Here is a 9442-nt window from a genome sequence, read left to right on the forward strand (position 1 = left end):
AGCCTCGCTCCTACGGTTTGTGAGAATGGACACGTTATCTATGGCAATGCGTAGGCAATCACATAATCACCACGGTCCGGCGACTGACGTGCACCGCCAACGGTGAGCAGGATGTACTGCTTGCCCGTTTTCGGCGAGACATAGGTCATCGGGCCGGACTGGCTGCCCACCGGCAACCGCGCCTTCCAGATTTCCTTGCCGTTGCCGGTATCGAAGGCGCGCAGGTAGAAGTCCTGGGTGCCGGCGAAGAACAGCAGGCCCGACTGGGTGGCGAGCGAGGCGCCCAGGGTCGGCATGCCGATCGGGATCGGCAGGTGCATGCGGATGCCCAGTGGGCCGGTGTCCTGTACGGTGCCGACCGGTACCTGCCACATCAGTTTGTGGGTCTTGAGGTCGATGGCGGACATGGTGCCGAACGGTGGTTTCTGGCACGGAATACCGACCGCCGAAAGGAAACGCTCACGCATGGCGCCGAACGGCGTGCCTTCCTGGGGTACCACGCCCATTTCGATGCCACTGGCCCCGGCTTTGATCTTGTCGCGCGGGATCATGTAGTTGGCCAGGCCCAGGCGCATGTCGTTGACGAACATGTAGTTCGTGTTTGGGTCGACCGAGACGCTGCCCCAGTTCATCCCGCCCAGCGAGCCCGGGAATTGCAGGGCGCGATCCATGCCTGGCGGGGTGTAGACGCCTTCATGACGCATGCCTTTGAACTGGATGCGGCACATCAACTGGTCAAACGGAGTGGCTCCCCACATGTCGGACTCGGTCAGGGTCTTGTTGCCGATTGACGGCATGTCCACCGAGAACGGCTGGGTCGGCGAGTAGCGTTCGCCAGGCACATTGCCCTGCGGCACTGGACGCTCTTCGACCCGCGCTATTGGCACGCCGGTTTCGCGGTTGAGCAGGAAAATCTCCCCCTGCTTGGTCACTTGCGCCAAGGCCGGCTGGGTGCCGCCCTTGTCGTCCGGCACGTCATACAACAGCGGCTGTGCAGGCAGGTCGAAGTCCCACAGATCGTTGTGGGTGGTCTGGAAGTGCCAGCGCACCTGACCGGTTTTCACATCGAGGGCAACGATGGACGAGTTCCATTTGTTGTCCATGTCGGTCCGCTGGCCGCCGAAGAAATCCGGTGTCGCGTTGCCGGTGGGCAGGTAGACAAGACCGAGCTTGGCGTCGTAGGACATCGCCGACCAGACGTTCGGCGTACCCCGGGTGTAGGTCTCGCCGGCCGGTGGGCGTTTGGTGGTGTTCGGGTTTCCCGGATCCCACGCCCACACCAACTCGCCGCTGCGCACGTCGTAGGCACGGACCACACCTGGCGGCTCGCCAGTGGAGTAATTATCGGCGACACGGCCACCGACGATCACCACCTCCCCTGCGACCAACGGGGTCGAGGTCTGCTGGTAGTAACCCGGTTTGACTTCACCCATGTCGGTGGTCAGGTCGACGGTGCCCTGGTTGCCGAACTCTTCGCACGGCTTGCCGGTTTCGGCATTGATGGCGATCAGGCGAGCATCGCCGGTCGGCAGGAACAGACGTTTCGTACAAGCGCTTGGCTGCTCGGCTACAGGCGCAGCGCCAGCATCGAAGTAACCCAGGCCACGGCAACGCTGCCAGTTGGGCGCGGTGCCTTGCGGGTCGAACTTCCAGCGCTGGGCGCCAGTGTCGGCGTCCAGGGCGAAAACCTTGCCGTACGCGGTGCAGGTGTAGACCGTGTCACCGATCTGCAACGGGGTGTTCTGATCTTCGGCACCGGCGCCGGTGCTTTGCGGGATATCGCCGGTGCGGAAGGTCCAGGCCACCTGCAATTTGTCGATGTTGCCTTTGTTGATCTGGTCCAGCGCGGCGAAGCGGTTGCCGGCGGTGGTATTGCCCCAGTGCGCCCAGTCCTTCTGTTCGGTACCTGGTACCACCGGCGTGACGGCCGGTTCAGTGGTGGCCTTGACCACCGGGGTCGGTACGAACATGTAGGCCAGCGTCGCGACGACACCGACACCCAGCAGCCCGGCCAGGCCATAGGCGCCTCGACCTGCGGTTGCGCCGGAAGCGCGCACCAGCGCCGGATAAATCAATGCGACGACCAGGCCGATGACGGCAAAGGTCAGCACGCGCGAGACCAATGGCCAATATTCGAGACCGGCATCCCACACGGCCCAAACGGCCGTGAGGATCAGCGCCAGACCATAAAGCCACGCCCCCAGCGGTCTACGCCGGGCAATCATCAGCCCCGAGACCAGCATCGCCAGGCCCATCAGCAGGAAATACCAGCTGCCACCGAGGGTGATCAGATACCCGCCGCCACCAGCCAAACCGAGTCCGATCAGTGCAATCAGGACACCCAGCCCCGTCAGCAGCCATTTGCTGCCGCCGGCAGCCCCAGAATTATTCATGTCGGAATTTTTCCCCATTTGTGACAAGGGCGGAATAATGTACTACCTAGTTACTTATGGCAATTTGTCGCAGGCACAAATGTCATGAACGGTATTGAGGCTAGTTCAGATATCCGTCGCGAGCGCTGCGCGGGATGTGCCTGTAACATGCCTGGACATTGATTCCATGCCGCTGGAGACCGCCCTTGCCTGACACTCGCCCGCCCGTTCTCGACGAAATCGACCGTCAGCTGATTGCCGCCCTGCAGATCAACGCCCGCGAGAGCGTGGCCATGCTCGCCCGGCAATTGGGCATCGCCCGGACCACCGTCACCTCGCGCCTGGCTCGGCTGGAAAAGGCCAAGGTCATTACCGGTTATGGCGTACGGCTTGGCCAGCGCGTGGTGGATGGTGAGTTGCAGGCGTATGTGGGGATTACCGTACAGCCTCGCTCCGGCAAGGAAGTGTTGCGGCGCTTGAGTGCGATGGGCCAGGTGCAGCAGCTGTGTGCGGTAAGTGGCGAATTTGATTATGTCGCTTGGTTGCGCAGCGATTCGCCAGAGCAGCTGGACCAACTGCTGGATCAGATTGGCAGTGTCGATGGGGTGGAAAAGACAACGACGTCGATCATCTTGAGCAGCAAGATCGATCGGGGGCAGCCGGTTTGAAAACTATCCAATGTGGGAGCGGCGGTGGACAGTATGCACAGAGCTATCGTCATATTGATCAGTAATCTGGCAAAACGACGACACTTTGCGTCTTATTAACGTGTTCTACGCTCTCTAGAATGGCTGGCATCTTTTCCTATACTCAGATGCGCACTCCGCGTCGGGTCGACAGCAAGGTCAGCCATGAACAAGAACAATCGCCATCCTGCAGACGGTAAAAAACCAGTCACCATTTTCGGTCCGGACTTTCCTTTCGCCTTCGACGACTGGATCGAACACCCGGCTGGCCTGGGCAGCATTCCCGAACACCATCACGGTGCCGAAGTGGCGATCGTCGGTGCCGGTATCGCCGGACTGGTAGCCGCGTACGAACTGATGAAGCTCGGCCTCAAGCCGGTGGTCTATGAGGCCTCGAAGCTGGGTGGCCGCCTGCGCTCCCAAGCATTCAATGGCACCGACGGCATCGTCGCGGAACTGGGTGGCATGCGTTTTCCAGTGTCATCCACTGCGTTCTATCACTACGTCGACAAGCTGAATCTTGAAACCAAACCCTTCCCCAACCCGCTGACACCAGCCTCAGGCAGTACTGTCATCGATCTGGAAGGCAAGACCCATTACGCACAGAAACTGGCGGATCTTCCTGCCCTGTTCCAGGAAGTCGCCGACGCCTGGGCCGACGCCCTGGAAGCGGGCTCGCAGTTCTCCGATATCCAGCAGGCCATCCGCGACCGCGACGTCCCGCGACTCAAGGAGCTGTGGAACACCCTCGTGCCACTGTGGGACGACCGCACTTTCTACGATTTCGTTGCCACCTCCAAAGCCTTCGCCAAACTGTCGTTCCATCACCGCGAAGTGTTCGGCCAGGTTGGTTTCGGTACCGGTGGCTGGGACTCTGACTTCCCCAACTCGATGCTGGAAATCTTCCGCGTGGTGATGACCAACTGCGACGATCACCAGCATCTGGTGGTCGGTGGCGTGGAACAAGTGCCACAGGGCATCTGGCGCCATGTCCCGGAGCGCTGCGTGCACTGGCCGCAAGGTACCAGCCTCAAGTCATTGCACAGCGGTGCGCCACGTTCCGGCGTGAAGAAAATCGCCCACGCGCCGGACGGCCGCTTTGCGGTCACCGACAACAACGGCGATACCCGCGAATACGCGGCGGTGCTGACCACCTGCCAGAGCTGGCTTTTGACCACCCAGATCGAATGCGATGAAACCCTGTTCTCGCAAAAGATGTGGATGGCCCTGGACCGCACCCGCTACATGCAGTCGTCGAAAACCTTCGTGATGGTCGACCGCCCGTTCTGGAAGGATAAAGACCCGGAAACCGGACGCGACCTGATGAGCATGACCCTCACCGATCGCCTGACCCGCGGCACCTACCTGTTCGATAACGGCGACGACAAGCCCGGGGTGATATGCCTGTCGTATTCGTGGATGAGCGACGCCTTGAAAATGCTCCCTCACCCGGTGGAAAAACGCGTCAAACTGGCGTTGGATGCTCTGAAGAAGATCTACCCGAAAGTGGACATCGCCGCGCGAATCATCGGCGATCCGATCACCGTGTCCTGGGAAGCCGACCCGCACTTCCTCGGTGCCTTCAAGGGCGCCCTGCCCGGCCACTATCGCTACAACCAGCGCATGTACGCGCACTTCATGCAGGACGACATGCCGGCCGAACAGCGCGGAATTTTCATCGCCGGCGACGACGTTTCATGGACGCCGGCCTGGGTTGAAGGTGCAGTGCAGACCTCGCTCAATGCGGTGTGGGGCATCATGAAACACTTCGGCGGTGCAACTCACGCCGAGAATCCGGGTCCAGGAGATGTGTTCAACGAGATCGGTCCGATCGCCCTGCCCGAGTAAGAGGAGTCCGAAATGCGCGTAGCCCTTTACCAATGTCCACCGTTGCCCCTGGATGTCGCCGGCAACCTTCAGCGCCTGCATCAGCTGGCACTGGAAGCAAAGGGCGCCGACTTGCTGGTATTGCCGGAGATGTTCCTGACCGGCTACAACATCGGCGTCGATGCCGTCAGTGTGTTGGCGGAAGTGTACAACGGTGAATCGGCGCAACAGATTGCGCGCATTGCCAAGGCCACCGGGATCGCCATCTTGTATGGCTATCCCGAACGCACCGGGGACGGACAGATCTACAACGCCGTGCAATTGATCGACGCCAATGGCGAGCGTCTGTGCAATTACCGCAAGACGCACCTGTTCGGTGACCTCGACCGATCGATGTTCAGCGCTGGCACGGACGACTTCCCGATCGTGGAACTCAACGGCTGGAAGCTCGGGTTCCTGATCTGCTACGACCTCGAGTTTCCGGAAAACACCCGGCGCCTGGCCCTGGCTGGCGCCGAGCTGATCCTGGTACCGACCGCCAACATGACCCCGTTCGACTTCATCGCTGATGTCACCGTACGTGCCCGGGCCTACGAAAATCAGTGCTACGTGGCTTATGCCAACTATTGCGGGCACGAAGGCGATATCCAGTACTGCGGCCAAAGCAGCATCGCCGCACCGGACGGCAGCCGCATCGCCCAGGCGGGACTCGATGAAGCACTGATTGTCGGGGAGCTGGATCGTCAGTTGATGCTCGACTCGCGCGCCGCCAATCGCTACCTGAACGATCGCCGCCCCGAGCTTTACGGCGCGCTGAACAAGCGCTGAGCCACCGTTATCCGCTAGCATTGGCACTTCTCTGTTCTGGAAGTGCTCATGCCTGCGCTGAATCACCCTCGCCCCCACACTGAAACCCTGGCCAACGGCTTGCGGGTGACGCTGCGTCATGCCCCGGATTTGAAGCGCTGCGCGGGGGCGTTGCGAGTTGCCGCCGGCAGCCATGATGTGCCGTTGGCCTGGCCTGGACTTGCGCACTTTCTTGAACACCTGATGTTTCTCGGCACCGAGCGCTTTGCCGCCGATCGAGGGCTGATGGCTTTCGTCCAGCGCCATGGCGGCCAAGTGAATGCGCAAACCTGCGAGCGCACCACCGATTACTTTTTCGAGCTGCCTACCCAGGCGTTTGCCGAGGGTCTTGAGCGGCTGGCAGACATGCTCGCCCATCCCCGGATGGACCTGGACGACCAGCACCGGGAACGGGAAGTGCTCCACGCGGAATTCATTGCCTGGTCGCAAGATGCCGCGGCGCAACAGCAACTGGCCCTGCTGGACGGGCTTAGCGACGCGCATCCGTTGCGCGGTTTTCATGCCGGCAACCGCGACAGCCTGGCGGTGCCGCAACCTGAATTCCAGCAGGCCCTGCAGGATTATTACCAGCGTTATTACCAGACCGGACAAATGACCTTGAGCCTTGTCGGCCCCCAGAGCCTTGATGAGTTGAGGCTGCTGGCCGAAGCATTCGGCAACGTCATTGCCAAGGGCGAGAAGGTTGCGCAACAAGCGCCTACACCGCTGATGGCTGGGGCAGACAACCGTTATCAACAGACCGGCGAGCACCGGCTGGACCTGCTGTTTGCCCTTGAAGCATTACCCGACTCATCGCCCGAAGCACTGGACTTTCTGTGCCATTGGCTGAATTGCGCGAAACCTGGTGGGCTGTTGGCCGAACTGCGCAAACAGGGCCGGGCTGAACATCTCAAGGCACGCTCCTTGTATCAGTTCGCTGGACAAGCCCTGTTGCACATTGAGTTCACGCTGCCTGCCAATGCACCGGCGACCGGGATTGGCGAGCAATTGCAGGACTGGCTGGGCTTTTTCGCCCGACAGGATTGGCGCGGGTTACGCGAGGAATATGCGGCGTTGCGCAAGCGCCAGCAAGGTGTCAGCAGTGCCTTGCAACTGGCCCGACAGGACAGCGAAGAGCGCGAGACAGGGTTATCCGAAGTCGGATTGACCGCCCTCAAGGCGATCCTGGAAATAATCGGTGCTGTGGATAACTTCACCGGCCCGTGGCAACTGCCCGCGCCCAATCCGTTCCTGCAAAGCGAAGCAGCAGCACCCAATGCCGGCTTGATTCGCGGACAAACCAGCGCCCACCGGGGCCTGCGTACCTTTGCCCAAGACCGCTCACGCAGCCGCCGCGAACGTTCGCCAATGCAATTCAGCCAAGCGCTGCCGGATAACACCGCGCAAGGCGCGGTGTATCTGCGCTGGTGCCTCGAGGCGGCCCCCGGCGCCAGCCTTCAATCGCGTCTGGAAGACAACCTGCAAGCGTTGCGCGAAGACGCAGGTCAGGCCGGCGTGGACTTTTCCTTCGGTGCATCGGGCAATCAATGGCTGTTGAAAATGACCGGCCTGCAAGCACCGATGCCCAGCATCCTCGAACACGCGTTAGGCCTGCTGACCCAACCTGAGGCAGCATTATCACAGCTATCACCAGCCCGCCCCGCGTTGATGCCGATTCGACAGCTACTCAAGGTGCTGCCCGATCACTGCCTTGAGCCTACGCCCGAATCGGACAACCTGGCGCAACTGTGGGCGAGTGCTCGCTGGACAGGCCTGGCGAGCGGTTTTTCTACCCAGACTCAATCGGCCATGGGGCTGGTGTTGAGCCGCGTGCCGGGTACTGCGGATACGCAACAGGCACCCACACCGTCAATTCATGCGCAGCACCTGTGGAGCACTATAGAGACCGACTCCAGCGAACACGCACTGTTGCTGTTCTGTCCGACCGCCACCCAGGAACTGGCCGACGAAGCCGCCTGGCGTCTGCTCGCCCATCTCTGTCAGACGCCTTTCTATCAGCGCCTGCGGGTAGAGTTGCAGTTGGGCTACGCAGTGTTCAGTGCCCTGCGCCAGATTCACGGGCAGACCGGGATACTGTTAGGAGTGCAATCGCCGAACGTTGTCGCTGCAGAGCTCGTGCAGCACATCGAACAATTCCTCAGCGCATTGCCGGCGTTGGTGCAGGCACTCGACGAGAATGCCTTCATCGCCCAACGCCAAGCCCTGGCAGATCAGTTTTCCAGCGCCGCCCTGACGACAATCCAGGCCGCGGAAATGCTCTGGCAGGGCAAACTGGCGGGCCGCCCGTCGGATTATCTGATGCAGTTGCCCCAGGCCATTCTCCTGACCGATCGCGCCGCACTACTGGCCGCAGTTGAGCGATTGATCCAGGCCGACGGTGGCTGGCGCTGCCTGGCGAACACCCCTGCACCCGGCGCACCTTGGCAAGCGATAAAATGATCATTGCCTAGACTGTAAGGAGCCTTTTCAAAGTTTCATGGGCAATCCCTGTGAAATTTTGAGTAACATAGCAGCCTAACTATTTGGAACATCTCTAACCGGAGGTGGACTATACATATAGATAGCGCTGTCCAACCTTACCTGAAGGAGTTCAACTGATGGCCTGGACCAAACCAGCTTACACCGACCTGCGTATCGGCTTTGAAGTCACCATGTACTTCGCCAGCCGCTGATCTCTGCCCTGGCAGAAATGTAGTTCAACGCCTCGGTTTATCCCGAGGCGTTTTATTTTCAGCGTTGAAATGATGGAGCATCCATGTTCGTCCAGATCCTAGGTTCCGCCGCCGGCGGCGGTTTTCCTCAGTGGAACTGCAATTGCGAAAACTGCGCAGGTTTTCGCAATGGCAGCCTGCGGGCCAAGGCACGCACCCAATCGTCCATCGCGATTTCCGATAACGGCGTGAATTGGGTGCTGTGCAACACCTCCCCGGACATCCGTGCCCAGCTCCAGAGCTTCGCGCCCATGCAACCGGGGCGCGCACTGCGCGATACCGGGATCAGCGCGATCATCCTGATGGACAGCCAGATCGACCACACCACCGGCCTGCTCATGTTGCGCGAAGGTTGCCCGCACCAGGTCTGGTGCACCGACATGGTCCATGAGGACTTGAGTACCGGATTCCCGCTATTCAACATGCTGACCCACTGGAACGGCGGCCTGAGCTGGAACCGCATCGAACTCGACCAGAGCTTCAGCATCCCGGCCTGCCCGAACCTGCGCTTCACCCCGCTGCCACTGCGCAGCGCCGCGCCGCCCTACTCGCCGCATCGCTTCGACCCGCATCCAGGCGACAATATCGGCCTGATCGTCGAAGACCTCAATACCGGTGGCAAGCTGTTCTATGCGCCGGGGCTGGGCAAGGTCGATGCGCCACTGCTGGAAATCATGGCTGCCAGCGACTGCCTGTTGGTGGACGGCACGCTGTGGGACGACGACGAAATGCAGCGCCGTGGTGTCGGCACCCGCACCGGCCGGGAGATGGGCCACCTGGCGCAGAATGGGCCTGGCGGCATGCTTGAAGTGCTGGAGCAACTGCCCAAACAGCGCAAGGTGCTTATCCACATCAACAACACAAACCCGATTCTCGACGAAGATTCGCCGCAGCGGGCGGAGCTGGAACGGCGCCAGGTTGAAGTGGCGTATGACGGCATGAGTATTGTGCTGTAACGGAGGGCCCCTTCGCGAGCAGG

Annotated in this window: 7 protein-coding genes; 6 read left to right on the forward strand and 1 reads right to left on the reverse strand. The window is 60.9% G+C overall.

All coding sequences use genetic code 11. The annotated features are described in order from the left end of the window. Nucleotides 1–38 precede the first annotated feature (38 nt). On the reverse strand, nucleotides 39–2393 hold the full coding sequence (locus tag PG5_RS19535; RefSeq protein WP_020798841.1) for a glucose/quinate/shikimate family membrane-bound PQQ-dependent dehydrogenase: 2355 nt from the start codon (nucleotides 2391–2393) through the stop codon (nucleotides 39–41). A gap of 185 nt (nucleotides 2394–2578) precedes the next feature. On the opposite strand from PG5_RS19535, the gene PG5_RS19540 reads away from it, so the two are divergent. The 6 genes from PG5_RS19540 (at nucleotide 2579) to pqqB (ending at nucleotide 9419) form a co-directional block, all read left to right on the forward strand. Then, nucleotides 2579–3040: an Lrp/AsnC family transcriptional regulator gene (locus PG5_RS19540; protein WP_020798842.1), complete on the forward strand. Its 462-nt coding sequence runs from the start codon at nucleotides 2579–2581 to the stop codon at nucleotides 3038–3040. Between the two features lie 183 nt (nucleotides 3041–3223). Then, nucleotides 3224–4906: an NAD(P)/FAD-dependent oxidoreductase gene (locus PG5_RS19545; RefSeq protein ID WP_020798843.1), complete on the forward strand. Its 1683-nt coding sequence runs from the start codon at nucleotides 3224–3226 to the stop codon at nucleotides 4904–4906. Nucleotides 4907–4918: 12 nt separating this feature from the next. Continuing rightward, nucleotides 4919–5713 (forward strand): carbon-nitrogen hydrolase family protein, encoded by a 795-nt coding sequence (locus PG5_RS19550; RefSeq protein WP_020798844.1) that lies wholly within the window; start codon nucleotides 4919–4921, stop codon nucleotides 5711–5713. Between the two features lie 48 nt (nucleotides 5714–5761). Beyond that, nucleotides 5762–8191 carry a pyrroloquinoline quinone biosynthesis protein PqqF gene (pqqF, locus tag PG5_RS19555; protein ID WP_020798845.1) on the forward strand — a complete coding sequence of 810 codons (2430 nt, stop codon included), beginning with the start codon at nucleotides 5762–5764 and terminating at the stop codon, nucleotides 8189–8191. A gap of 158 nt (nucleotides 8192–8349) precedes the next feature. Continuing rightward, complete coding sequence (gene pqqA, locus PG5_RS33660; protein WP_003444522.1) at nucleotides 8350–8424, forward strand: pyrroloquinoline quinone precursor peptide PqqA; 75 nt, start codon at nucleotides 8350–8352, stop codon at nucleotides 8422–8424. Between the two features lie 83 nt (nucleotides 8425–8507). Further along, nucleotides 8508–9419 (forward strand): pyrroloquinoline quinone biosynthesis protein PqqB, encoded by a 912-nt coding sequence (pqqB, locus tag PG5_RS19560; RefSeq protein ID WP_020798846.1) that lies wholly within the window; start codon nucleotides 8508–8510, stop codon nucleotides 9417–9419. The last annotated feature ends 23 nt before the right edge of the window (nucleotides 9420–9442 follow it).

It is taken from the genome of Pseudomonas sp. G5(2012) (assembly GCF_000408945.1).
In the GTDB taxonomy this organism is placed as follows: Bacteria; Pseudomonadota; Gammaproteobacteria; order Pseudomonadales; family Pseudomonadaceae; genus Aquipseudomonas; species Aquipseudomonas umsongensis.

Coding starts and splice junctions, on each gene's coding strand:
- PG5_RS19535 (WP_020798841.1), bottom strand. CDS start 2,393: ATGAATAATTCTGGGGCTGCCGGCGGCAGCAAATGGCTGCTGACGGGG.
- PG5_RS19550 (WP_020798844.1), top strand. CDS start 4,919: ATGCGCGTAGCCCTTTACCAATGTCCACCGTTGCCCCTGGATGTCGCC.
- pqqF (WP_020798845.1), top strand. CDS start 5,762: ATGCCTGCGCTGAATCACCCTCGCCCCCACACTGAAACCCTGGCCAAC.
- PG5_RS19545 (WP_020798843.1), top strand. CDS start 3,224: ATGAACAAGAACAATCGCCATCCTGCAGACGGTAAAAAACCAGTCACC.
- pqqB (WP_020798846.1), top strand. CDS start 8,508: ATGTTCGTCCAGATCCTAGGTTCCGCCGCCGGCGGCGGTTTTCCTCAG.